17 protein-coding genes are annotated in these 23,773 nt (G+C 62.1%); 5 read left to right on the top strand and 12 right to left on the bottom strand.

What is annotated here, in order from left to right:
• Nucleotides 1–3: 3 nt before the first annotated feature.
• The 3 genes from CGLAU_RS07285 to lexA all read right to left on the bottom strand — a co-directional run bounded on the left by CGLAU_RS07285 (nucleotide 4) and on the right by lexA (nucleotide 2,748).
• Complete coding sequence (locus CGLAU_RS07285) at nucleotides 4–978, bottom strand: 1-phosphofructokinase family hexose kinase (RefSeq protein ID WP_332461809.1); 975 nt, start codon at nucleotides 976–978, stop codon at nucleotides 4–6.
• A 140-nt stretch (nucleotides 979–1,118) separates the two neighbouring features.
• Entirely contained in the window at nucleotides 1,119–1,910 is a 792-nt protein-coding gene (locus CGLAU_RS07280; protein WP_095660114.1) for a DeoR/GlpR family DNA-binding transcription regulator, read from the bottom strand.
• Nucleotides 1,911–2,055: 145 nt separating this feature from the next.
• The gene (lexA, locus tag CGLAU_RS07275) at nucleotides 2,056–2,748 is read right to left on the bottom strand and encodes a transcriptional repressor LexA (protein ID WP_095660113.1); all 693 of its coding nucleotides are present in this window, start codon (nucleotides 2,746–2,748) and stop codon (nucleotides 2,056–2,058) included.
• Between the two features lie 206 nt (nucleotides 2,749–2,954).
• On the opposite strand from lexA, the gene CGLAU_RS07270 reads away from it, so the two are divergent.
• Together CGLAU_RS07270 and nrdR are read left to right on the top strand one after the other, a co-directional pair.
• Complete coding sequence (locus CGLAU_RS07270) at nucleotides 2,955–3,320, top strand: hypothetical protein (protein ID WP_095660112.1); 366 nt, start codon at nucleotides 2,955–2,957, stop codon at nucleotides 3,318–3,320.
• A gap of 91 nt (nucleotides 3,321–3,411) precedes the next feature.
• On the top strand, nucleotides 3,412–3,870 hold the full coding sequence (gene nrdR / locus CGLAU_RS07265; RefSeq protein ID WP_095660111.1) for a transcriptional regulator NrdR: 459 nt from the start codon (nucleotides 3,412–3,414) through the stop codon (nucleotides 3,868–3,870).
• On the opposite strand, the gene hrpA is transcribed toward nrdR, so the two are convergent.
• A complete protein-coding gene (gene hrpA / locus CGLAU_RS07260) occupies nucleotides 3,867–7,781 on the bottom strand; it encodes an ATP-dependent RNA helicase HrpA (protein WP_095660110.1) in 3,915 nt (1,304 codons plus the stop codon). The genes nrdR and hrpA overlap by 4 nt on opposite strands.
• Nucleotides 7,782–7,797: 16 nt before the next feature.
• Nucleotides 7,798–8,778 carry a hydrogen peroxide-inducible genes activator gene (locus CGLAU_RS07255; RefSeq protein ID WP_095660109.1) on the bottom strand — a complete coding sequence of 327 codons (981 nt, stop codon included), beginning with the start codon at nucleotides 8,776–8,778 and terminating at the stop codon, nucleotides 7,798–7,800.
• A gap of 134 nt (nucleotides 8,779–8,912) precedes the next feature.
• On the opposite strand from CGLAU_RS07255, the gene CGLAU_RS07250 reads away from it, so the two are divergent.
• A complete protein-coding gene (locus tag CGLAU_RS07250; protein ID WP_095660108.1) occupies nucleotides 8,913–9,509 on the top strand; it encodes a peroxiredoxin in 597 nt (198 codons plus the stop codon).
• A 90-nt stretch (nucleotides 9,510–9,599) separates the two neighbouring features.
• Nucleotides 9,600–10,124, top strand: a complete 525-nt coding sequence (locus tag CGLAU_RS07245; RefSeq protein WP_095660107.1) for a carboxymuconolactone decarboxylase family protein — start codon at nucleotides 9,600–9,602, stop codon at nucleotides 10,122–10,124.
• Between the two features lie 87 nt (nucleotides 10,125–10,211).
• Here CGLAU_RS07245 and CGLAU_RS07240 read toward each other — a convergent pair whose 3' ends face one another.
• The 6 genes from CGLAU_RS07240 to CGLAU_RS07215 form a co-directional block, all read right to left on the bottom strand.
• Complete coding sequence (locus CGLAU_RS07240) at nucleotides 10,212–11,240, bottom strand: ornithine cyclodeaminase (protein WP_095660106.1); 1,029 nt, start codon at nucleotides 11,238–11,240, stop codon at nucleotides 10,212–10,214.
• A 52-nt stretch (nucleotides 11,241–11,292) separates the two neighbouring features.
• Nucleotides 11,293–12,807, bottom strand: coding sequence for an amino acid permease (locus CGLAU_RS07235; RefSeq protein WP_095660105.1), 1,515 nt, complete (start codon nucleotides 12,805–12,807; stop codon nucleotides 11,293–11,295).
• A 35-nt stretch (nucleotides 12,808–12,842) separates the two neighbouring features.
• Nucleotides 12,843–16,274 (bottom strand): bifunctional proline dehydrogenase/L-glutamate gamma-semialdehyde dehydrogenase, encoded by a 3,432-nt coding sequence (locus tag CGLAU_RS07230; RefSeq protein WP_095660104.1) that lies wholly within the window; start codon nucleotides 16,272–16,274, stop codon nucleotides 12,843–12,845.
• Nucleotides 16,275–16,422: 148 nt separating this feature from the next.
• Nucleotides 16,423–17,691: an NAD(P)/FAD-dependent oxidoreductase gene (locus CGLAU_RS07225; RefSeq protein WP_095660103.1), complete on the bottom strand. Its 1,269-nt coding sequence runs from the start codon at nucleotides 17,689–17,691 to the stop codon at nucleotides 16,423–16,425.
• Between the two features lie 53 nt (nucleotides 17,692–17,744).
• Nucleotides 17,745–20,288 (bottom strand): DEAD/DEAH box helicase, encoded by a 2,544-nt coding sequence (locus CGLAU_RS07220; protein ID WP_095660102.1) that lies wholly within the window; start codon nucleotides 20,286–20,288, stop codon nucleotides 17,745–17,747.
• An 18-nt stretch (nucleotides 20,289–20,306) separates the two neighbouring features.
• A complete protein-coding gene (locus tag CGLAU_RS07215) occupies nucleotides 20,307–21,392 on the bottom strand; it encodes a PAC2 family protein (protein WP_095660101.1) in 1,086 nt (361 codons plus the stop codon).
• A gap of 262 nt (nucleotides 21,393–21,654) precedes the next feature.
• Between CGLAU_RS07215 and CGLAU_RS07210 the strand changes: the two genes are divergently transcribed.
• Nucleotides 21,655–22,791: a DUF4192 domain-containing protein gene (locus CGLAU_RS07210; protein ID WP_157731285.1), complete on the top strand. Its 1,137-nt coding sequence runs from the start codon at nucleotides 21,655–21,657 to the stop codon at nucleotides 22,789–22,791.
• Here CGLAU_RS07210 and galE read toward each other — a convergent pair.
• Nucleotides 22,788–23,768, bottom strand: a complete 981-nt coding sequence (gene galE / locus CGLAU_RS07205) for a UDP-glucose 4-epimerase GalE (RefSeq protein WP_095660099.1) — start codon at nucleotides 23,766–23,768, stop codon at nucleotides 22,788–22,790. The genes CGLAU_RS07210 and galE overlap by 4 nt on opposite strands.
• Nucleotides 23,769–23,773 lie beyond the last annotated feature (5 nt).

Raw genomic sequence — 23,773 nt, 5'->3', positions numbered from 1 at the left:
AGATCAAATGGGAAAAACTTCTGTGTGGTCGAGGTCGAGTGCGTCCGGCGCCGGAAGACCTGTTCCGGGCAAGGCTGCGGCAGCAGACCCGTAGGCGACCGCACGGCGTAGACGCTCCGCCGGATCGAGACCTTCAACGCGGGCCATCACGTATCCGGCAAGCGAGCTGTCTCCGGCACCCACAGTGGAGCGGACCTCGATAGGCGGGGGAGTCGCCCCCCACGCTCCGTCGGCAGTGACCAAGCATGCTCCCGCGCCACCGAGCGTGACCAAGAGTTCCTGCGCTCCACGCGCGATCAATTCGCGCGCCGCCCCAACAACGCCGCTGAAGTCACCGGAAAGCGCGGAGTTTTCGAGGGTCTCACCGTCGGTGTTGGTGAGCTGTGCAAGCTCAAAAGCATTCGGTTTCATCACGTCCGGAGCACCCTCACCGAGGTGTGCGCCTAGGGCAACTAGCGGTGCGTCGGAAGTGTCGACCGCAATGGTGCCACCCGTGGCTGCGCGGGCAGCCCGAACCAGCTGGACGTAGAAGTCGTCCGGAGCGCCTGGTGGAAGGGATCCGGCGAGCACAATCGCTTGAGCATCTCGAGCGTTTGCTTCGAGCGTGGCGACGATTGCGTCTAGATCGGCTGCTGCCAACTCCGGCCCGCGCTCGTTGACTTTGGTCGTGGTGCCGTCCGGTTCAGTGAGTGCGGTGTTGGTGCGAACCTGCCCGTCGATACGGACCGGGGTAAAGGCAACTCCGATGCCACGCACCGCGAGCTCAAAAGGATCGTCAGCGCCACACGGGGCGATCGCAAGGGTCGGGTGGCCGACTTTGTGCACACAGTGGGCGACATTGATGCCTTTGCCCCCGGCTTCTCTGCGTGCACTGGTGGCTCGAACCACCGCCCCGCGTTCTAACTGGCCGATGTCCAGGGTGGCATCGATACTCGGATTGGGGGTCAGCGTGAGAATCATCTGCGCTCCGTACTTCATTAGCCCTTGGCAACCCCTGCATCACAAACTTCGCGCCGGTGTTGCCTTCACCACCCAGTATGTCCGAGTGTGCCCGTTTTGGCAAGGTTCAAGCATGATTCAAACAGGGTCTCACATGCCGCTGTTTGGGTATGTGTGGTTTAGTCCACTTCTTTAGCTAGAACTACTTCGATTCCTCGCTCGCCAAGTTCTGCTACGAAGGAGGTCGGGGCAGAGGCATCGGTGACTACTACATCGATGGCATCCAGTGGTGCGAAGCTCACGAGGTAGTCATTGCCGAGCTTTGTCGAATCGCATAACACCACGACCCTCCTTGCGTTGGTGACCATCGAAGACTTGACTGCGGCTTCTTGGGCGTCCGCAGTAGAGAGACCATGATCGACCGTCAGCGCGTTGGTGCCGATAAAGGCGACATCCGCCCGCATGAGGGCGAGTGTTCGAAGTGCGGTATCTCCAACTACGGCTTGTGTGATCGCTCGTACAGTACCGCCGAGCAGCTGCACGCTATCTAGGCCGGCGGTGGAAAGATCGAGGGCCGTAGGCAGTGAGTTGGTCACGATCGACCAGGTTTTGGCATTTGGCTGCGTAGCTGCGAGATTGGCAAGAGCGTTGATTGAGGTGCCGGAATCGAGGAAAATTCCACCACCCGGCTGATCCGGGAGAAACTGCAGTGCTGCGCGTGCGATCGCCTGCTTGGCGTCGGTTGAGGAGCGGTAGCGGGCATCGAGCGGGAACTCGGTAGTCAAAAACGCCTGGTTCGCTACCGCGCCGCCGTGCACCCGCTGCACTACGCCATCGTTGTCCAGCGCCGCGAGGTCGCGGCGGATTGTCTCGGCAGTGACGTCAAACTTCGATGCGAGCTCCGTGACGTTGACGCGGCCTTCGACTGCAGTCTGGGAGGCAATCTGACGACGCCGTTCCTCGGCATACAAAACGGGCACCTCCAGATGTGGGTGTGGGAGTTGTTCTGACCGGAAGTGGTCATTCCTCACATCATCCCAGACACGGGGTGCCCGTTCGCATGGGTTTATATCCGTTTCCCCCGAAAGAGGGAATTCAGCGGCTGTGAGCGGGCGGCTACAGCGACCTGAAGACGGAGATGACGAGCCCCATGATCTCTGCGTCATCGCCCTTAATCGGCGAGAATGCATCGTTGCGCGGCAGTAGCCAAACGCCGGTCGAGTCTTTGTGGAACACCTTGGCCGTCGCCTCGCCGTCGATAAGTGCCGCGACGATCTGACCCTCCTCTGCAACCGGCTGGGAGCGAACCACAAGCCAGTCGCCGTCCAGAATCGCCGCATCAACCATGGAGTCGCCCACGACTTTCAGCATGAACAAATCGCCGTCGCCAAGCAGCTCTTCGGGCATCGGGTAGTACGTCTCCACATTCTCTTCGGCGAGAATTGGGGCACCGGCGGCAATCTGGCCCACCACCGGAATGAATCGTGGAGTCGATGCCTCATCAGGGGCATCCTGCGGCTTTGAGGCTTTGCGGGTTCCCGACTTAGGTGCGGTCTCGGGGAGGTGGCGAAGGTCGACGGCGCGCGGCTTGTTCGGATCGCGGCGGAGAAACCCCTTCTTCTCCAGCTCCTTGAGTTGGTAGGCCACTGAAGATGTCGACTGTAGGCCTGCGGCATCTCCGATCTCACGGATGCTCGGCGGGTAACCGCGAAGCACCACAGCGTCCTGGATTACCTGCAGAATGCGGCGCTGGCGGTCCGAGAGTGCGCTCATGTCCAGGTTGTTCGGGTCGGTCTTCTTGCGTGCCATGGCACCTTCCTTGCTGGCGATGTGCTTCGGGTCAAAAGTAGCACAGTGAGCAAATATGTTCGATATTTTTCAAGAGGGAGTGGACAGCGTCAACGACGGGTGCTATATATCGAACATGCAATCGTTCGAACACACTATCGCATTCGGGCAGAGTGTGTTGGGGGCGACCAATACAGTGAGCTCCACACCAAGGAAAGGACTACACCATGACTATCGTCACCCGCCCCGTTAACAGCAACAACACCATCGATAGCGGCGTTTGCACCCTGGGACGCACGGCGGAGGTTTGGGATGTTGCCAACTACGACAGCTCACTCGCTGGGCGGCATTGCGCAAGGCCGCTCGTCAGGTCGTATCGAACACCCGGACGTAATCCAGGGGAGCATTTGGTAGCCTCGGACACGTCTGCACAACGTTTCGAACTGGCGCAAGAGCGTCGGGACAACCTCTTGCTAGGCATCATGATGACCGCGGCTTTGGCCGTGGGATCGATTTTCGGCGGCGTCTTCAACGCGGAGGAGCCGACCTCAGTGGACCCGGCTCAGAGCGCCCGGATCGCAGCGGATGTGTAGGTTGCACAGGCTCGCTAGCCCGGATCGTGGTGTCGCTGCAGTAAGCTGACGCCAGAACCATGACCGCCGCAACATATGGGATGTGTGAACCGTGTTCTGTCCGTTCTGCCACCATGAGCAATCCCGGGTCACCGACTCCCGCACTGTGGATGCGGGTTCTGCAATTCGTCGCAGGCGAGAGTGCACCGAATGTGGTGGCCGTTTCACCACGGTAGAAAAAGCGGTGTTGACCGTCGTGAAGCGCAACGGAGTGAGCGAGCCGTTCGATCGAGATAAGCTCATCGTCGGTGTGCGGCGAGCGTGTCAGGGACGCGACGTGTCTGATGACGCGCTGAAACGTCTCGCGCAACAGGTCGAAGAAGCCGTGCGTGCGCAAGGCAGTTCGCAGGTGCCAGCAAACCAAATCGGTCTTGCGGTGCTAGAACCGCTGCGGGCTCTCGACGAGGTCGCGTATCTCCGCTTCGCCTCGGTTTACAAGTCCTTCGAGAGCGCGGACGACTTCGAATCCGAAATCAGGCTAATGCGCCGCCGCGACCGCGAAGACTTCTAAGCGAGCTTGTCCACCATCTTTTCGATGCGCCGCTGACTTACGGGTTGGGGGGTGCCCAGGCGCTGCGCGAAAAGGCTGACCCGCAACTCCTCGATTCGCCAGAGAATATCTTTGTAAGCACGCGACTTCCTCCGATTCGCCGGTAGCTTGGCTGCCTTCGCCTCCAGGTAGCGCTTTGCGTCGTCGACTGCAGACTGCCTGTCGGCATCGCGGTCAGGATCAAGACGTAGATCGCCCAGGCGGATGCGCATCGCTTCGATGTAGCGGGGAAGGTGCTGCAGATGCTGCGCGCCGTGAATGGTGATCGCGTGACGGGGCAGGAAGAAAGCGAGCTGGCCTCGCATGTCGTCGATCGCGGGGCCCTCCCACTGGTCGAGCTCACGCGCGATGTTGGCGTATTCAACCAGCGCAGGCGCAAGCCCGACCACGATTCGGCGCACCTCACCAGCCACATTCGGCTTGATCTCTTGTACCAGAGCATCGAACTCTGCGGGTGAACGCACCGCCCCGCCGTGGGCGATCATCAGGTCTCGGATCACCGCAACCCGGGCGTCTTCAACTAACCCGTCCGCTCCGCCGTGCGGGTAGTGGTCCACAGCAACTTTGTGCCGCAGCGGAAGTCCTTTCGTCATCTGCTGGGTGCTTACGGAAATCTCCCGTAGCAGCAAAGTGAGCGTTGCGGTGGTCATCGACGCGTCTGCCGCCGCCTTCGTCGGGTGCACCGTCACTTTCACACCGTCTGGCGTTGCTTCAAGTGCCGGGTACGCGTCGACCTCGTTGCCGTCGATGGTGGTGGTGACAGTTTCCGGCACCTCTCCAAGCGTCTCCGCTGTCCATTTACGCACCGCATCCGATTCAGATGCGCGCCCAGCCTGCGACACTGAGGATGCGATCTTGCCAGCTTGACGGCTCTTGAGCGCGGCCAGGTCGGTGTCGTTGTCGATGATCTCGCCACGACGATCAATCGCTGCAAACGTCATCTTCAGGTGCGCCGGCAGGGAGGAAGGCGTGAAATCCGCGCCGTCAATGCCGCGGACACCGAGGTCCTTGAGGGCGTTGGCCAGGGCGTCGACAAGCAATTGTTCCTGCTTGTGTTCGTCGTTGATGAGCGGCAGGGCCCGTGCGGCGAAGTCGGGTGCCGGCACTACGCTGCGGCGTAGCGTCTTGGGCAAGGTGCGCAGCAGTTCGGTAACCAGCTCAAGGCGCAGCCCCGGCACGAGCCAGTCGAACCCGGCCGGCTCCAGTCCTGCGAGCAGCGGCACCGGCACCTCGACCGTGACACCGTCGAACGGGTCGTTCGGCTCGAACTTGTAGCGCAGGTCGTAGGTGATCGTGCCCTGGCGCCAGTTTGGCGGGAACGCGGCGTCGGAGGTGTCCAGCCCATCGTCTTGCACCAGCGCAGCGGGGTCGAAGTCGAGGTAGTGAGCGTCCTCGCGGCGCTGCTTCTTCCACCACGAATCGAAATGCCGTGCGGTGGTAACCGTGGCGGGCAACTTGGAATCGTAGAAGTCGAACAGCGCGTCCTCGTCCACCACAAGACCGCGGCGGCGCACTTTCTCTTCCACCAGCGCAGCCTCGGCCATGAGAGCGTCATTGTGGTCGATGAACAGGTGGTGGCGGTTCCAGTCCCCGCCGATCAGCGCGTGCCGGATGAACATGTTGCGTGCCCCGTCCGGATCAACCCGGTGATAGGGCACGAGTCGATCGCGAACAATCGACACGCCGTAGAGCATCGTCTTCTCATGCACCATCGCGGCGGAACGTTTCCGCGACCACACCGGCTCCGAGTAGCTGCGTCGCAGCAAGTCTCCGGCGGCTTGCTCCACCCAGGTCGGCTCGATCTTCGCCACATCGCGCGCCCACAGGCGGGAGGTCTCCACAAGCTCTGCGGCCATCACAAATTCCGGGGGCTTTTTGCTTAACGACGACCCGGGGAAGATCATGAACCTTGTCCCACGAGCCCCATGAAATTCCTTGGAATTGCCGTCGCGGGCGCCGATGTTGGACAACAACCCGGTCAGGAGCGACTTGTGGATGGCGTCAGCATCGCGCTCGTTGGCCACATTCTCCGCCCGGGACCAACCGAGCCCGCGCTCTACGTCGCGCAGTTGGCGCACCAAGTCGTACCACTCGCGAATACGCATGTAGTGCAGGAACTCACGCTTCATGCGCTTGCGGAATGCGTTGCCGGTGAGCTCGTCACGCGAGTCGTTAATGTAATCCCAGAGTTTAAGCGCGGAGAGGAAGTCCGACTGCTTGTCCTTGAACCGGGCGTGGGCCTGGTCGGCCTGTGCCTGAAACTCGAGCGGCCGCTCGCGCACATCTTGGATGGTCATGTTCGCCACGATCACGGTGACGTCATCAAGCACGCCTAACCGGTTCGCTTCGACCAACATGCGGGCCATCTTCGGGTCAACCGGAATGCGCGCGATGTCCCGACCGATCGCGGTGAGCACCGGTGCGTCGTGCTTCTCCTCATTAGAGATCGCGCCGAGTTCGTGGAGGATCATCAGGCCGTCGCGCACGGACTTCTGATCCGGCGGCTGGATGAACGGGAACTCCGCGACATCGCCGAGGCGCAGCGAGATCATCTGCAAGATGACGGACGCGAGGTTGGTGCGCAGAATCTCTGGGTCGGTGAACTCGTCGCGGTTCTCGAAGTTCTCCTCGGAGTAGAGGCGGATCGCGATGCCGTCGGCGACACGGCCTGAGCGTCCCGAGCGCTGGTTCGCACTCGCCTGCGAGATCTCCTCGATAGGGAGGCGCTGAACTTTCGTGCGGGTGGAATAGCGCGAGATACGTGCGAGCCCAGTATCCACGACGTAATGGATTCCCGGCACGGTCAGCGAAGTCTCCGCAATGTTGGTGGACAGCACGATGCGACGGCCAGAATGCGGCGCAAACACCCTGTGCTGCTCGGCGTTGGACAAGCGGCCGAAGAGCGGCACCACCTCGACACCACGCCAATGTTGCTTCTCGATCGCTTCCATGGTGTCGCGGATGTCGCGTTCGGAAGCGAAGAAGCACAGGATGTCGCCGTCGCCTTCGCGCATCAGTTCTTGGCATGCGTCGACGACCCCGTCGATCATGTCGGTATCGACTTCTTTCACGCCGTCTTTGGTCTGCACCTGTTCGATAAGGGGGCGGTAGCGGATTTCGACGGGGTAGGTGCGGCCTGATACTTCGATAATCGGAGCGGGGTTGCCGTGCGCGTCCGCGAAGTGCTCGGCGAAGCGCTCCGGATCGATGGTTGCCGAGGTGACAATGACCTTGAGATCCGGTCGCTTCGGCAGTAGGCGCTTCAGGTAGCCCAGCAAGAAGTCGATATTCAGGCTTCGCTCGTGGGCCTCGTCGATGATGATGGTGTCGTAGGTGTTGAAGAAGCGGTCCCGTTGCATTTCCGCGAGCAAGATGCCGTCTGTCATGAGCTTGACGGCCGTAGAGGGGGAGACCCGGTCATCAAAGCGGATCGCGTAGCCGACAGATTCACCAATCTCCTGGCCAAGCTCGTCAGCAATGCGCTCTGCCACCGTGCGCGCTGCAAGCCTGCGCGGCTGGGTGTGCCCGATCATCCCGCGCCGGCCGCGGCCGAGCTCAAGCAGCATCTTGGGGATCTGCGTGGTTTTTCCGGAGCCGGTCTCACCAGCGATGATGACCACTTGGTTGTCCCGAATGAGCTCCATGATGTCGTCGCGGCGAGCAGACACCGGCAGATTCTCCGGGTAGGTGATCTCGCCAATTGCCTGGTCGCGAGCGTCAACGACCCTGCGCGCAGTCTCGATGTCTTTCGCAATCGCTTCGAGGGCCTCGGGCGAGTGGGCCTTCTTTAGGCGTCGGCGAAAACGGCGCTCGTCAGCGAGGGTGACGCCGTCGAGCGCGGTGTAAAGGTCGGGTTTGGAGATTGCATTCATATCCGGGCTATGAAGTCTAGCCCGCCTCCGGCGTTGCCGGTAACCCTGGGACGACCGTGGCGACGCGTTCAATCGAAGACTCGTACGCCTGCTTCACCAGCTCGCCCAATGCTGCGAAGTCGTCCTCGCGGGCAGCGGACGCGCGATACGCAAGGCCAACGCTGCGCTCTGCACCTGAGTCGCCATCAAATGCCGCAACCGAAAGCCCAGGCCGTGAGCACTCGGTCTCCACTGCCGACAGCGGAACAAGCGTTGAACCAAGGCCGGCTACTACGAGCTGCACGATGGTGGTCAGAGACGCGGCGCGGGTCACGGACTGCGAAGCGGGCGATTGCTGGACATTCGCCAGCTTGCACAGGTCCACGATCTGATCCCGAAGACAGTGGCCGTCGTCAAGCAAAAGAAGCTCCAAGCGCTCCAGGTCACTGAGGGTGAGGTCGCAGTGGCCTGCCAGCGGGTGACCTTCAGGGGTGACTGCGACGAACGACTCTGTGTAGAGCTCAACTTCCTGCAGCCCGGGGGTCTCGGTCGGCAGCGCAAGTACTGCGACATCGATCTGACCCTCGCGCAAGCTATTGAGCAAGTGGTTGGTTTGCTCTTCTACGATGCGCGGCTCCGCCTCCGGGAAGTTTTGCTGCAGCTCGCGCAACAGATGGGGTAGGAGGTACGGAGCGACGGTGGGGATTACGCCGATAGTGATGGGCCCGGCGAGCGTGCCTTCTGTGCCGCGGGAATGCAGGACGAACGTGTCTGCGGCATCGAGCGCAGCCTTGGCGTACGGCAACAGCGTTTCGCCCTTCGGGGTCACGATGACCTTGCGGGTGGAGCGCTCGATGAGCTGGATTCCCAGCCCGGTTTCCAACGCCACTAGCGCCTGAGACAGCGACGGTTGCGAAATGTTCAACTTGGTCGCTGCGGTGCCGAAATGCTTGTTCTCCGCAATGGTGACAAACGTCCGAAGCTGAGACAGGGTGGGCTTGTACTCCTTATTGGACATGCCTATGACACTACACGAAGCCGATAAGTTTTCTCGTTGAAAGAGTGGGTTTGTTGTGGCACAATTGTGACTAGGTGCGCGGATGGCGCACAAACAAACCAGTCGCGTGAGCGAAATCTTATTGGAGGATCATTATGCCGATCATGACTGTTGGAGAGCGTTTCCCGGAGTTCGATCTTGTTGCCCTCAAGGGTGGCAACCTGAAGGAAGCCCAGGCCTCCAGCCCGGATGACTACTTCGAGCGCGTGTCCCTGGACAAGTACGAGGGCAAGTGGAAGATCGTCTTCTTCTACCCGAAGGACTTCACCTTCGTTTGTCCGACCGAGATCGCTGCTTTTGGCAAGCTCAATGAGGAGTTCGAGGACCGCGACACCCAGGTGCTCGGTGGCTCCACCGACAACGAGTACTCCCACTTCAACTGGCGCGCGACCCACGAGGATCTGCTCGAGGTGCCGTTCCCGATGTTCGCTGACGTGCGCCACGACCTGATCCGTGCACTGGGTGTCGAGAACGCTGACGGTGTCGCAGACCGCGCCACCTTCATCATTGACCCGGACGGTGTGATCCAGTTTGTGTCCGTCACCCCGGATGCTGTTGGCCGTAACGTCGACGAGGTGCTGCGTGTGCTCGATGCACTGCAGTCCGAGGAAGTCTGCGCCTGCGACTGGCAGAAGAACGACCCGACCAAGAACATCGACAAGATGGCTGTGGTTCAGGAGTCCCTGAAGTAGGACCCGAAATGAGAAACCCCGCGCACCGCGGGGTTTTTCCAGCCCACCGAATTCGGAAAAACTTATCACCCACAAGGAAGGCGAAAGACTTTGTCTATTGAAAATCTGCGCAACGCCCTGCCGGAGTACGCCAAGGACCAGAAGCTCAACCTCGGTTCGCTTACCCGCTCTTCTGAGCTGAACGAGCAGCAGCTGTGGGGAACCCTGCTCGCATCTGCCGCGGCGACCCGCAACTCCACCGTCATCTCCGAAATCGCCGACGAGGCGAAGGAGCACCTCTCCGAGGAGGCTGTCGAAGCCGCTTACGGCGCAGCCACCGTCATGGCGATGAACAACGTTGCTTACCGCGCCAAGGGCTGGCTGGGTGACGACTACTCCCAGGTCAAGTTCGGCCTGCGCATGAACATCATCTCCAAGCCGGGTGTGGAAAAGTCGGACTTCGAGCTCTGGTCGCTCGCCGTTTCCACTATCAACGGCTGCGAGCACTGCGCCGTCGCCCACGCGAACGTCGTGCGCGAGGAGGGCCTGACCAAGGAGCAGGTCTGGGAGGCAGTCAAGGTCGCCGGTGTTGTCCAGGCTGTTGCCCAGGCCGTCACCATCGAAGATGCCCGCTAAGCATTTAGCTTTATGACGGCACGACCTCCGGCAGGATCTCGCACTGAGCGGGAGACTGCCGGAGGTTTCGTCGTGAAGCGGGGTGTTTTACAGCGGGGTGAGCACGTTGGTGGTCAGCGAGAACAGGTCCTTCGGATCCTCCGGATCCGCGACTAAGTCGATGAACTCCTGGAACTCGGTGCCCGCCACAGAATCGCGCAGGTAGCGCAGCGCGGAGAAGTCCTCGATGGCGAAGCCGACGGAGTCGAACAGGGTAATCTCCTCGTCGCTGGTTCGGCCCTCGTGCTTGCCGGCGATGACCTTCCACAGCTCCACGACCTCGAAGTCGTCGTCCTTGTTCTGGATCTCGCCCTCGATGCGGGTCTGCGGCGGGAACTCCACAAACACGGTGGCGTCGTCGAGGATGCGAGCATCCAGCTCGGTTTTGCCGGGGCAGTCACCACCGACGCCGTTGAGGTGCACGCCGGGGCGGATCAGGGAGTAATCCAGGATGGTGTTCTGCGCCTTATCGGCGGTGCAGGTGGTGATGATGTCAGCACCTTCGACCGCGTCCTCGACGCTTGCGGCCATGTAGACCTCGATGCCTAGCGGCTCGATATTGCGGCGGAACTTCTCCATCGCATCCGGGTCGATGTCGAAGATGCGCACACGCTCAATACCCAGTGCCGCGCGGAAGCCCAGCGCCTGGAACTCGGACTGTGAGCCGGCGCCGATCATCGCCATGACCTCGGATTCCTTGCGTGCGAGGTACTTCGCGGCCATCGCCGAGGTGGCGGCGGTGCGCAGCGCCGTGAGCAGCGTCATCTCCGCCTCGAAGGTGGGGTAGCCGTTGTCCACGTCCGCGAGCACACCGAACGCGGTGACGGTCTGGTAGCCGCGGGTCGGGTTGGAGGGGTGGCCGTTGACGTACTTGAACGCGTACTCGTTGGAATCGGAAGTGGGCATGAGTTCAATCACGCCGATGGGGGTGTGGCTGGCCACACGCGGGATCTTGTCGAAGCTCTCCCAGCGCACGAAATCTTCCTCGATGTAGCTCTGGATGCCGGCGATGAGCTTCTCCACGCCGTGGTGGTTGATCCAACGGCACATGTTCTGAACGTCTACGAGCTGAGGCATTTGGTTCCTTTCGGGTTTGGTTGGGGTGTGTGCGATTACCTGTATAGCAGCGCTACGGGTTGCGTAGCCGCGGGTCAATGTCGGGGGCTTGCTCGCCGGTGATCTTTTCGTAGTTCACGTGAGACCGAGAAATGAACTCGACTCGGTCGCGCACCTTGAACCAGCCCCACGCAAGCGCCGGCCACATTAGCAGCGACACCACAAGTGTCCACGTACCGATGGGGTAGTCGAACGCCATGAGGATGACTACGAGCACCAGGAACAGCAGCGAAACAATGTCCGTGAACGGGGAGAACCGGGCGCGGTAGTCGGGGCGGGTGTATTTGCCCTGTCGAGCCAGCCGGACAAACCGCATGTGGGACAGCGAGATCGCCGCCCACGACGCCATCGTGCCCAGCGCGGCGATGTTCAGCACTACTTCGAATGCGGCCTCCGGCACGAAGTAGTTGAGCACCACACCGAACAGCGCGACACCGGTGGTGAGCAAAATGCCGCCGTAGGGCACGCCGCCCTTAGTCACCTTGCCCGCCCACTGCGGGGCGGAGCCAGCCTTGGACAGCGAGTACATGATGCGGCCGGTGGAGTACAGACCCGCGTTGAGCGAGGACAGTGCCGCGGTGATGACCACCAGCTGGGTGATGGCACCCGCGTACGGAACGCCGATCGAGTCGAAGAAGGTCACAAACGGGGACTCGTCGCCCGAGTACTCGGTGTACGGCAAGAGCAGGCACAGCAGCAGCACGGAGCCGAAGTAGAACACCAGCAGGCGGAAGACGACCGCGTTGATGGCGCGCGGAATTTCCTTCTTCGGGTTCTTTGTCTCGCCGGAAGTGGTGCCGAGCAGCTCAATGCCGGCGTACGCGAACACGACACCCTGGATCACAATCAGCGCTGGCAACACGCCGTTGGGGAACCAGCCGCCGTTGTCCGTGATCAGCGTGAGACCAGTCAGGTCCCCGCTCGGGTTGTCGAAGATCACCATGAAGATGCCCACGGCGAGGAAGGTGAGCAGGAACAGCACCTTGATCAGGGAGAACCAGAACTCCATCTCGCCGAAGAACTTCACCGACACCAGGTTCATGCCGGTGACCAGCGCGATGATGACCAGGGCGTAGACCCACTGCGGAACATCGTTGATCCAGCCGTAGTACTGGCCGAACCAGCGGATGTAGATGGCCAGTGCGGTCGCGTCCGCCACTGCGGTGGCGGCCCAGTTGAACCAGTACAACCAGCCGGAAACGTAGGCAGCCTTTTCCCCGTAGAACTCGCGCGTGTAGGACACGAACGACCCGGAGGTCGGGCGGTGGGCGATCAGCTCGCCCAAGCTGCGCAAGATGAGATAGCCGATGAACCCGCATAGCAGGTACATAAAGGCCAGCGATGGGCCGGCCGCCTGAAGGCGCGATCCAGCGCCCAAGAACAGGCCGGTGCCGATCGCCGAGCCGATGGCGATCATGTTGATCTGGCGCGTAGACAGGCCTTTCTGCAGACCCGCGTCTTCGTCGGGCACGACGCCGGCCTTCGGGCGTGCCGGCGCGTCCGAATGCGGTGGTGGGGCGGTAGTCATCAGGGCGCTCCCTGTGTAGTGAGGTGGACGGGGTATTAGTTCCGGATGTTGGCCGGATCGTGGATCACGCCGAAGCGGTGCAGCGTCGCAGACACGGCCTGCTCCAGCAGGTAGGGCAAAAGCTCGCGGCGGCCGTCGATAAGCACTGGCCCGTCAAACACCGCGGTGGCGACGTCGCCGTAGAGCTCCTCGGGCGCGTCGCCCACGACGCGGATACGGTCAGGCGAGCCCGTGACGGCGTGCGCGTCAACGGTGACACCGGCTGCCTCAAGCTCACGGGCGATCGCATCCGGCGCGACCACACGTACCTGGGTGCCGGTGATCGAAGCGGCGAGCAGCTGGCGGTACACCTCGCGCAGCTGGTAGCCCTCGCCGACATAGACCACCACCGGCTCCAAGGTGCTGCGGTAACGGAAGATGTTCGCCTCCGAGCGCAGACCGGAGTGGTCGTGCCCGCGGCCGAACTCCTTGTCCCAAGCGCGCTGGTCGTACTCGGCGGCGCGGGAAAGCCAGCCGTAGTCCTCGTCGTGAACGTTCGCGCGGAAGGCGTCGAGAAGCTCCTGCACCTGCGCCGAGATGCTCACGCCTAGCGACGGCGCCAGCTCCGCCCGCTCCCTCCAGGTGCCCATCTGCGCGACGTAGTTCGGTCCACCCGCCTTCGCGCCGGGGCCCACGGACGACTTCTTCCAGCCGCCGAACGGCTGTCGCTGCACGATTGCGCCGGTGATGCCGCGGTTGACGTAGACGTTGCCGGCCTCGACTCGGTCGAGCCACGTGGTGATCTCCTCGCCATCGAGCGTGTGGATACCGGCGGTCAGTCCGTAGCCGGTGGAGTTTTGCCACTCGATCGCCTCGTCGAGGTCCTTGGCGTGCATGATGCCCAGCACCGGGCCGAAGCACTCGTTCTGGTGGTACCAGGAACCGGGCTTCACGCCGTCGCGGATGCCGGGGGACCAAAACTTGCCCTCGTCGTCGAGCCTGCGGGGCTTGAGCAGCCACGACTCGCCCGGATCCAGCGTGGTCAGGCCGCGCTCGAGCTTCTCGCCCGGGGCTTCGATCAGGCCGTTCATCGTGGTGGACAGGTCGGTGCCCGGGCCGACCACCAGGGTGGAGGCGGCATCGAGAAGCTGGTTCTTCAACCTCTCAGACTCGCCGGCGGAGCCGACGAGGATGGCCAACGAGGCCGCGGAGCACTTCTGGCCCGAGTGGCCGAAGGCGGACAGGTACAGGTCGTTGACCGCGAGGTCCGGGTCAGCGGACGGGGTGATGATGATGGCGTTCTTGCCGGAAGTTTCCGCCATGACGTTGAGCTTCGGGTTCCAGGACTTGAACAGTTGGGCGGTCTCGGAGGCGCCGGTGAGGATGATGGCGTCCACGGCGTCGTCGGTAAGCAGCGCCTTGCCGGCCTCGCCTTCGTCGGCGCGCACGTACTGCACGGTGTCGGCGTTGATGCCCTTCTCGGCAAAGGCCGCCTGGATGCAATCCGCAATGAGCTTGGCGCACTGCGTCACCTGCGGCGCCGGCTTGAGAATCACCGCGGAGCCGGCCGCCAGCGCCGCCATCACGCCACCGGTGGGGATGGCCACCGGGAAATTCCACGGCGGGACAACCACCGTGAGCTTGTTCGGTTCGAAGTCCGCGGCAATGTCGTCGAGGTGGCGGGCACTGTCGGCGTAGTAGGTGCAAAAATCGATAGCCTCCGAGATCTCCGGGTCGGACTGGTCGACCGTCTTGCCCGCCTCGTGCGCGGCGACGGCGATGAAGTCGCCGCGGCGGCGCGCAATCTCGTCGCCGATCGCGTCGAGGACGTCGGCACGCTCGCTGGCGGATAGCCCGCCCCAGGCCTGCTGCGCTTCTTGGGCGCGGGCGATGTGGTCGACGATCACGGACGGATCCGTGATCTCCTCGCCGGTGTCCACGGCAGGCGGGTTCTTGAGGTGCTCGATTGCCCATGCGCGGTTGGCTTCCAGCGCCGGGTCGGTGTCCGGCTCGTTGAAGAAGCGGCCGGTGGTGCTGGATTCTGCGCCGACCTGGCGTCCGGTCTCGTTAGTGCGGTCCTGTTCGCGGTTCGGGCCGTTGTGCACGCCCCAGCGGTTGTCCACCGCCCAGCGGAAGACGTCCTCCTGCTCCTTAATCGGGTCGCGCTTCTCGGTCTTGGGCGCGAACAGGGCATGCAGGAAGTTCTGCGGCGCCGCGTTCTCCTCAAGACGGCGCACGAGGTAGCTCACCGCCACATCGAAGTCCTCTTTGCGCACGACGGGGGTGTAGAGGATCTGGCGGCCGTAGGCTTCGCGCACGATCTCCTGCTGCGCCGGTGACATGCCCTGCAGCATCTCCGAATCGAGCATGCTGGTGACGCCGCGGCGCTGCGCCAGCTCGTAAGCGAGCGCGGAGGTGAACAGGTTATGGGAGGCGATGCCGATAGCGACGCTGTCGGCGTACTCCGGGCGCACGATGAAGTCGAGCAGGCGGTAGTAGTTCGCGTCCACTTCGTCCTTGGTCAGGTACGGCGCCTGTGCCCAGCCCTTGACCTCAGCGTGGTGGCGTTCCATAGACAGGTTCGCGCCTTTGACCAGGCGGATCTTGATCTTCGAGCCGCCGTCGGCCACGCGCTTCTTTGCAAAGTCGGCGAGGTACTCCAGCGCGCCGAGGGTGTCGGGTAGGTACGCCTGCAGCACGATGCCGCCCTGGTAGTCCTTGAACTCTTCCTCGCTGAGTAGCTGGGTGAACACGTCGAGCGTGAGGTGGAGGTCGTGGTATTCCTCCATATCCATGTTGATGAACACCTGGGGGCTGCGGTCGCGCGCCGCGCGGTACAGCGGACGGATGCGGTCTTTGACCAGGCGCACGCACTCGTCGTAGTCCCAATGGTTGAGCTGGGAGACCATGGAAGACGCCTTGACGGACACGTAGGTCACCCTCGGGTTCTTGATTAGGTTCAGGGTGCGCTCCGCGCGGTCCGTCGCTTCTTTCTCGCCGAGCACAGCCTCGCCCAGCAGGTTGAGATTGAGCTCCTCGCCGCGCTTCTCTGCGTTGTCGAGCAGGTTGTTCAGCGCGTCGGACTCCGCGTCCAGCACGAGGTGGCCCACCAGTTGGCGCAGGCGCATGCGCGCCGCCGGGACCACCACGAAGGGCAAGAACGGACCCACAAAGGCACCGGCACCAACGAGCAGGGCGTTGATGCGGCCGAGGAAGGACGCGTCGACGCCCCTGGTGATCGCGCGTAGCGCATTGGCTGCCACGCGGTTGTCCTCAGGCCGCATGACGCGGTCAACGAAGTCCATGGTGAAGCGGATGCCGTTATCGTCGCGAAGCATCTCGGCAAGCTGCTGCGTCTGGGCATCGTCCGCGTCCGCGTCAGCGGTCGCTTCCATCCAGCGGTACGCGCGGGCCACAGCTTCATCGACGACATGGTCGAGGTCAGCGGTAGTTTCCGGCGGGAGCTGGTTGGTGAGCAAGTTTGGCATATGTGTTCCTTACCACTAAGACAGTCCTATGTGACAGCAATCAAGCTAACCGAAAACTCTGCGATAGACCACTGATTTGCGGAAGATTCTCCGCGCACAAGAAAAAGCCCCGGAAAACACTGGTTTCCGGGGTTAGGGGAGACGGGGATTATAGGCCGCCAAAGGGGCCTCGCAGCGGGTCGAACGGCGCGATGGTCTCGTCGACTTCACCGGTCTCGATCTGCTTGGCCAGCATCTTGCCGCACAGCGGGCCGAGGATGATGCCCCACATGCCGTGGCCGCCGTTGGTGTACACGTTGGGCACCTTGGTCGCGCCCACCAGCGGCAGGCCGTCCGGGGTCACCGGGCGGGAACCGACCCACTCGTCCTGGCGGTCTTCCCAATCGATGCCGCGGAAGAACGGCTTGGTGGTGTGGATCATGGACGCGATACGGCCCGGCTGGAACGGCTCATCCGGGCCGCGGAACTCCATCGTGCCGGCAATACGGAAGCGGCCCTGGTACGGGGTGCAGGCGATTTTCGGGTCCGGCAGGTATACCGGGCAGGTTGCCGGCTGGTCCGTCTCCACTGAGAAGGAGTAGCCGCGTCCCGCCTGAATCAGCGTGGTTACGCCGATGTCCTTAGCCAGCTTCGGTAGCCACGCGCCTGTGGCCAGCACGACGTTGTCAGCGTGCAGCCACTCGCCGGTGGCCAGCTTTACGGCCGGTTTGCGGGTGGAGCTAACCTTCACGACCTCCACACCAGTAGTGACCTTGCCGCCGCGCTCCACGATGGAGTCCGCGATTGCCTGGCAGTACGGGCCTGGCTCGATGAAGCGCTGGCCGCCCATGCGGTAGGTCGCGCCCACCTTGTCGGTGAGCATCGGGGCGTGCACGCGGGCGTCGTCAAGCGTGATCTGCTCGAACGGGATCTCCTGGCCGTGGCGCTGAGCGCCCTCGACCTCCTTGAGGAAACCACCGGCCTTCTGCTCGTTTTCGAAACCGATGATGAACGGGCTCTCGTGCGTGGTGGCCTTCACGCCGCCGGCCTCGAGCTCGTCGAAGGCGGCCAGAGCTCCGAGGTCCGCCTTGGTCAGGCCCGCCATGGTCTTGTCCCAGGCGCGCCCGGTGGCGTGCGCCATGAAGTTGGCGCAGAAGCGCCACAGCTTCGGGTCGAAGCGCACCGGCACATCGAGCGCGGCGTGCTTATCAAACAGTGCGGTCGGACCGTACGCCCACAGGCTCGAGTTCGACAGGGGTATGGTCTTACCCGGTGCGAGCCATCCGGCATTGCCCCACGATGAGCCGGCGGCGACGCCGATGCGGTCGACGACCTCGACCTCGTACCCGTATTCCTGCAGGTGCCACGCGGTGGCAAGTCCTGTCATACCCGCACCGACGATGAGCGCTTTGGTCACAGTGAACCTCCTCGAAGACATAGCCGACGATGTGAGGCTGAATGTACCCGTCTAGGCTCACCAATGTGGCGTGTTTACACCTGCTTAAGTTTCAGGTGAGCGAGGCGCACCTCGCCGGCCGCATCCGATGCGTCGAGGTCCACCACACCGTGGAGCTGGAACGCGTTATCCTCGTCCGGATCCTTGAAGATTTGGACCACGGACCACTTGCGTCCAGATTGATCTGAAAGACGGAAGTACTCGGGGCCGCGAGCGTCCGGGCCGGTGTCCATGTCCGTGTACTCGTCAAAGTAGTCGTCCATCGCCGCCGGCCAGTCCACGGTGTCGGCGGGATCGAGGTAATCCAGCATCTCTGCCAAGTCGTCTTCCTTCTCCAGCGCGAACAACTCGGTCAACCGGAAGAAGTAGTTGCGAACCATGATGGTGAACGCGCGGCGGTTCGCGGTGAGCGCCGTGGGGTCTTCCACCCCAAAGGCCAGTTCACGGTCGAGCGTCTCCTGGGAAATCGGGGCGTCATCGTCGGTCATGTGCGCCCATTCGTCGATAAGCGAAGAGTCGACTTGACGGATGAGCTCCCCGAGCCACACCACGATGTCCTCGAGCTCTTCGTTCATGTACGCATCGGGGATTGAATGGCTCAGCGTGCGCCACGCATCGGTGAGGTAGCGCAACACTACGCCTTCTGAGCGCGCGAGCCCGTAGGTGGCGATGAGGTCGGAAAACGTCATGGCGTGCTCGATCATGTCGCGCACCACCGACTTCGGCTTAAGTTCGAATTCCTTGGCCCACGGATTGCCCTCGGTGAACGTCTCGAATGCGTCTTCAAGCTCGTCCTCGAGCGGCTTGGGATAAGTCACCTCCTCAATAATTGCCATGCGGTCGGCGAAATCCACTCCCTCGGCCTTGAGTGCTGCGATCTCTTCGCCGCGTGCCGCCTTTTGTTGGGCCTGCAGGAGCTGGCGCGGATCTTCAAGGATCGCCTCGAAAGTCGAGATCACGTCGAATGTGTACGTCTCCGACTCCGGATCAAGCAGCGTCAAGAACGCGAGAGCGAAAGGGGAAAGGGGCTGGTTGAGGGCGAAGTCGCGGTCAAGCTCTCGGGTGAGCGTGTATGGACGAAACGCGGGTGAATCCGGTGTGCGCTCCACAATGTCCGCGTTGACCAGGCCGCGGAAGAGCTCAATGGCGGTCAAGATGTCGCGGTTTTGCTTTGCGCGTGCGTCGTGGTTGGTGCGCAAGAGGTGGCGCATGTGCTCGTAGCCGTCGCCCGGGCGGGCGACGACGTTCAGCAGCATCGAGTTCGACACCGAGAACTGGCTGGTGAGCTCCTCCGGTTCTGCCGTGGTGAGCCGCTGGAAGGTTTTCTCCGACCAGGAGACCTCACCATCTCGCGCGGACTTTTTGCGGATCTTCTTCAGCTTTTTCGGGTCGTCGCCTGCCTTGCGACGCAGCTTGACGTTTTCAATCTCGTGCTCCGGCGCTTCAACGACCACAGTGCCTTCCGTGTCGAACCCGGCGCGTCCCGCGCGCCCCGCAATCTGGTGGAACTCGCGGGACTTGAGTAAGCGGCTGCGGGTGCCGTCGTACTTGGCCAAGCCCGTCATCAGCACGGTGCGGATCGGAACGTTAATGCCGACGCCGAGCGTGTCGGTGCCGCAAATCACCTTGAGCAGCCCGGTTTGGGAAAGCCGCTCAACGAGGCGTCGATACTTTGGCAGCATTCCCGCGTGGTGGATGCCGATGCCGCGACGCAGCAGCTTCGAGAGGGTTTTGCCGAACGTCGTTGTGAAACGGAAATCCCCGATCTCTTCGGCGATCCGAGCCTTTTCTTCGGCTGTGACGATGTTCATGCTCGTGAGCGCTTGCGCCCGTTCGGTGGCTTCGCGTTGCGAGAAGTGGACGACGTAGATCGGGGCCTTGCCGTCCTCGAGCAGTTGCTGGATGGTCTCGTGGACGGGAGTGAAGACGTAATGAAAGTCAAGAGGCACCGGGCGCTGTGAGCCGCCGACGAAGGTGGTTGTGCGGCCGGTTCGTTCGGTGAGGTCGTCTTGCAGCCACTGCGTGTCGCCCAGGGTTGCGGACATGAGTAAGAACTGCGCATGCGGGAGCTCGAGGAGCGGCACTTGCCATGCCCAGCCGCGCTCCGGCTCGGAGTAATAGTGGAACTCGTCCATGACCACCTGGTCGATGCGCGCGTGTTTGCCTTCGCGCAGTGCGATGTTAGCGACGATTTCAGCGGTGGCTGCGATGATTGGAGCGTTGCCGTTAACAGTGGCATCTCCTGTCATCATGCCGACGTTTTCCGGGCCAAAGATTTCGCATAGAGCGAAGAATTTTTCGCTCACCAGCGCCTTGATTGGAGCGGTGTAGAAACTTCGTTGTCCGCGCGCCATTGCGATGAAATGCGCCGCGTTTGCCACCATCGACTTGCCCGAGCCGGTTGGGGTGGCAAGGATGACGTTGTCGCCAGCTAACAGGGCTAGTGACGCTTCCTCCTGGGCGGGGTAGAGGCTAATGCCTCGTGACGCAGTCCATTGTTGGAACGACTCCCACACCGCGTCTTCGAAGAGTGATTCGGGAACGTCGGCAAGATCGGGGAGTGCGGCAGCGAGAGTCACACGTTCCAAACTAGCTCACTACTCGTCGTCATCATCGAGGCTGTTATCGGGATCGTCGGTGTCCTCGACGCCCGTCTCGTCGATGTCGGTGCCTTTGAGCGGGTCGATGAAATAGTGATCGGAGAGACGCTGGCGCTCGTCGCTGGCAAGTGGAAGCTCCTGGGTGCCCACCCGGTCGCGGTCGCGGTCCTCAATCGCAGCGAGGAAGTTTTCGAACGCCTCGCTGATCTCGTCTCCGGTAGGTACCTGCGCTTCACCAGGCATCATCGCCTCCGGGTTGCGCTGGCGGTATTCCTCCATCTCGGAATCGTAATGCTCCTCGAGCGCCTGGACGACCTGGGCGATCTCCTCAGACTCCGCAGTCTGCTCAGCAAGTTGGCGTGACACCTTTGCCATGTCTTGCTCGAGCGAGCGCAGCGGGAACTTCAGCTTCGCAGAATCTTCAACGGACTGAAGAAGTTGGAACATGGCATGTGGGTACGGTGATGCCGCCACATAGTGTGGCACGTGCGCGGTGTACCCGGCCACGGATCGACCACGTTTGTGCAGTTCGCGCTCGATGAGAATCGCCGCAGAACCGGGGATGGAGACCATGCCGTCGAAGGTGAACATCGAACCGACGAGGTTGCGGGCGTTGCCGTGTGCCGACACCACAAGTGGCCGGGTGTGCGGGGCACCCATCGGGGCAGCGTAGAGGCAAATGGTTTCGGCGACATCGAAGCGCTCCACCAGATCCGCCACCGCCTCACTAAAAGCCTCCCAACGCAGATCCGGCTCGGGGCCGGAAAGCAGAAGGAACGGCTTCCCCTCAGTGTCGCGGAGGACGCGCATATCCAGTTCAAGATCATCGATATTGGAGATTTCGTGCTGGTGCAGCGTGACGACTGGACGACGCGAGCGGTAATCAATCAACTCGTCGTTGTTGAACGTAGCGACGGTTCGGGATTCAAGCGCAGCCTTCAGATGCTGTGCGGAGCCTTCCACCGCGTGCCCGGCATCGGCGTAGCCCTGCATCGCAATGATGAGGGTGGGGCCGGCGGGTGCTCCCTCGCCGACAGCAGGCGAAGGATACTCAAGCTCGTACATGCGGTGCTCGTCCGACATGGTATTCCTCCTGGAAAGTTAATCGTGGGCGTGCCGGTGGTGCCGGTACATTCTCTCATGACAACGGTGTAAGCCGACGAACCATTCCCATTGAGCAAGTTCCTCATTGTGCCCTAGCGAACGAAGTGGGCGCCACCGTGGGTGGGCGCGTTCTCCACAGCAATCTGAAAAAGATGACTTTTGGTGACGTGGTCTGGGGATGAACACGGGGTGGTGCTCTGTCTCAGAGGAACCCGGTCAAGCGGATTGGCGTCGAATACACATGACTCAGACACCTCAGTACTCATCGGAAAACCGCTCCACCGGCGCCCTGTTTGGGCCTGCAGACTTCATCGCCGCGCTTCCTGGCATTCTCGGCTACTACCCTCAGGAATCCGCGATCGTCGTGTGTCTTTTGCAAGACGATCTTGACGGCCCCGCCTACCTCGGGCCCGTCATGCGGGCTGATCTCTGCCACGCGTCGAGAATCGGCGACACAATCAAAGCCACCCCGCTCGATGGAGTCATGAGTTTTCTCGCTATCGTCGTGAGCCGGGTTCCGAACTCACAACTTGTTCGCGACGCCACGGAGGAGTTGTATGCCTTGGCGGACCCGGATGGGCGAGCGTTGATCCACGCGTGCTGGCACGTCTCTGAGATTGCGTCCGGGACTCCGTATTGCCTCATGTTCGGTCCGGCCCCTGCAGAGCTACTTGAGGCGGGTCTGGGTGAAGATTGGTTGACAGGCATCATTGCGTCCGTGGTCTCCCAACCCACAATGGCACCACTGCTGGCGCAAGGCGCACTGCCGGAACTTGACCGGGAAGACACCCGCGCATTCTTCGAACCAGCAGCTACGGGTGGAGAAGAAACCGATGCCGTGGCACTGACGCGGCGGGCGTACGCCCGGAGCCGGCGTCTACGAGACAGGCTTGAGACCGACCCCCGAGCAGCACTCGAGGAGATCGCGCGGGCATGCAAGGCATTGACGACGGTTCCTGATATCGGTTTCCTTGCCGCTGACACCAAACTTGGTATGCGTGAGGCTTTCCCCATCGCGGTAGAGGCGGAGATTACTGCTGCCGCGTTGGCGGACCGCAGGTTGAGAGACTGCTTAGTGGCCACTGCGCTTGAACACCCACACCGGGCAGGTGCCGGCCTCCTTGCCGTGGCACGTGGATACCGGGGAGTGATCCGGGCCAATGCATTGAGCTTGTGGGCCATTGCAGCGGTGCAACTCAAGCTCGCATCGTGGGCGAGCGTTGCCCTGATGTGTGCACAGGAAGAAGTCCCGGGCCACTCGTTGTCGGAGGTACTCCTGGAGCTGCTTCGGCATGGCGAGCACACCAGCCTCCTGCACTCGGCGGAGCTCGGATGCGCAGCTATGTGGGAGGAGCTGGAAGGGGTGAACCGGAGCTAACGCGCTGCGTGCGACTTGTCACCGAGCTCCTGTGTGAATGCCCACGCATCCTCGACGATACGACGCAGCTCCGTTCGGGACGGGTCCCAGCCAAGCTCGCGCTTGATCTTTTCCGAAGATGCCACCAAAACCGCAGGGTCGCCTGCGCGGCGGGGGGCGACTTCGGCGGGGATCGAGTGGCCGGTGACCTCTCGGCACATCTCAATCACTTCAAGCACAGAGTATCCATCACCCGAGCCAAGATTGAAGATGCGGTGTTCGCCCGCAACGTTAGATTCCAGTGCCAGGATGTGGGCGTCGGCGAGATCGCGGATATGAATGTAGTCGCGGATGCAGGTGCCGTCTTGTGTCGGCCAATCATCGCCAAAGACGAAAATCTTGTCCCGGTAGCCCATTGCAACCTGCAGGACCAGAGGGATGAGGTGGGTTTCAGTCTTGTGGTTCTCACCAATGGAGCCATGGGCGCCAGCGACGTTGAAGTACCGCAGGCTGGTCGCCGCGAGACCATATGCGTTGCAGTAGGAGGTGATCGCGTAGTCGATGGCGAGTTTCGTGGCACCATACGGATTCGTCGGGTGCGTGGGTGCAGTCTCTTCGATGGGGACTTGGTCCGGCTCCCCGTAGGTTGCGGCGGTCGAGGAGAACACCAGAGACTTCACGTCGTGGCGCCGCATCGCGTCGAGGAGCGTCAGCGACACCCCAAGGTTGTAGTGCCAATATTCGGCAGGATCTTCCATCGACTCGCCGACAAGTGAACGAGCTGCGAAGTGCAACACCCCATCCACATCACCAGCAGCTAAGACCTCATCGATCACATCGTCGATGGTGCCGGCGACGAGCTCGGCACCAGAGGGCACAGCATCTGGGTTTCCGGTGCTGAAGTCGTCGATAATGACCACTTTGTGGCCCGCTTCCAAGAGTGCATCGGCGCAGACGCTACCGACGTACCCGGCGCCACCAGTAACTACAAGCTTCATATCGT

The organism is Corynebacterium glaucum, from assembly GCF_002287505.1.
Taxonomy (GTDB): domain Bacteria; phylum Actinomycetota; class Actinomycetes; order Mycobacteriales; family Mycobacteriaceae; genus Corynebacterium; species Corynebacterium glaucum.
The sequence above is the reverse complement of the archived record's forward strand: the minus strand, read 5'-3'. Positions and strand labels throughout refer to the sequence as shown.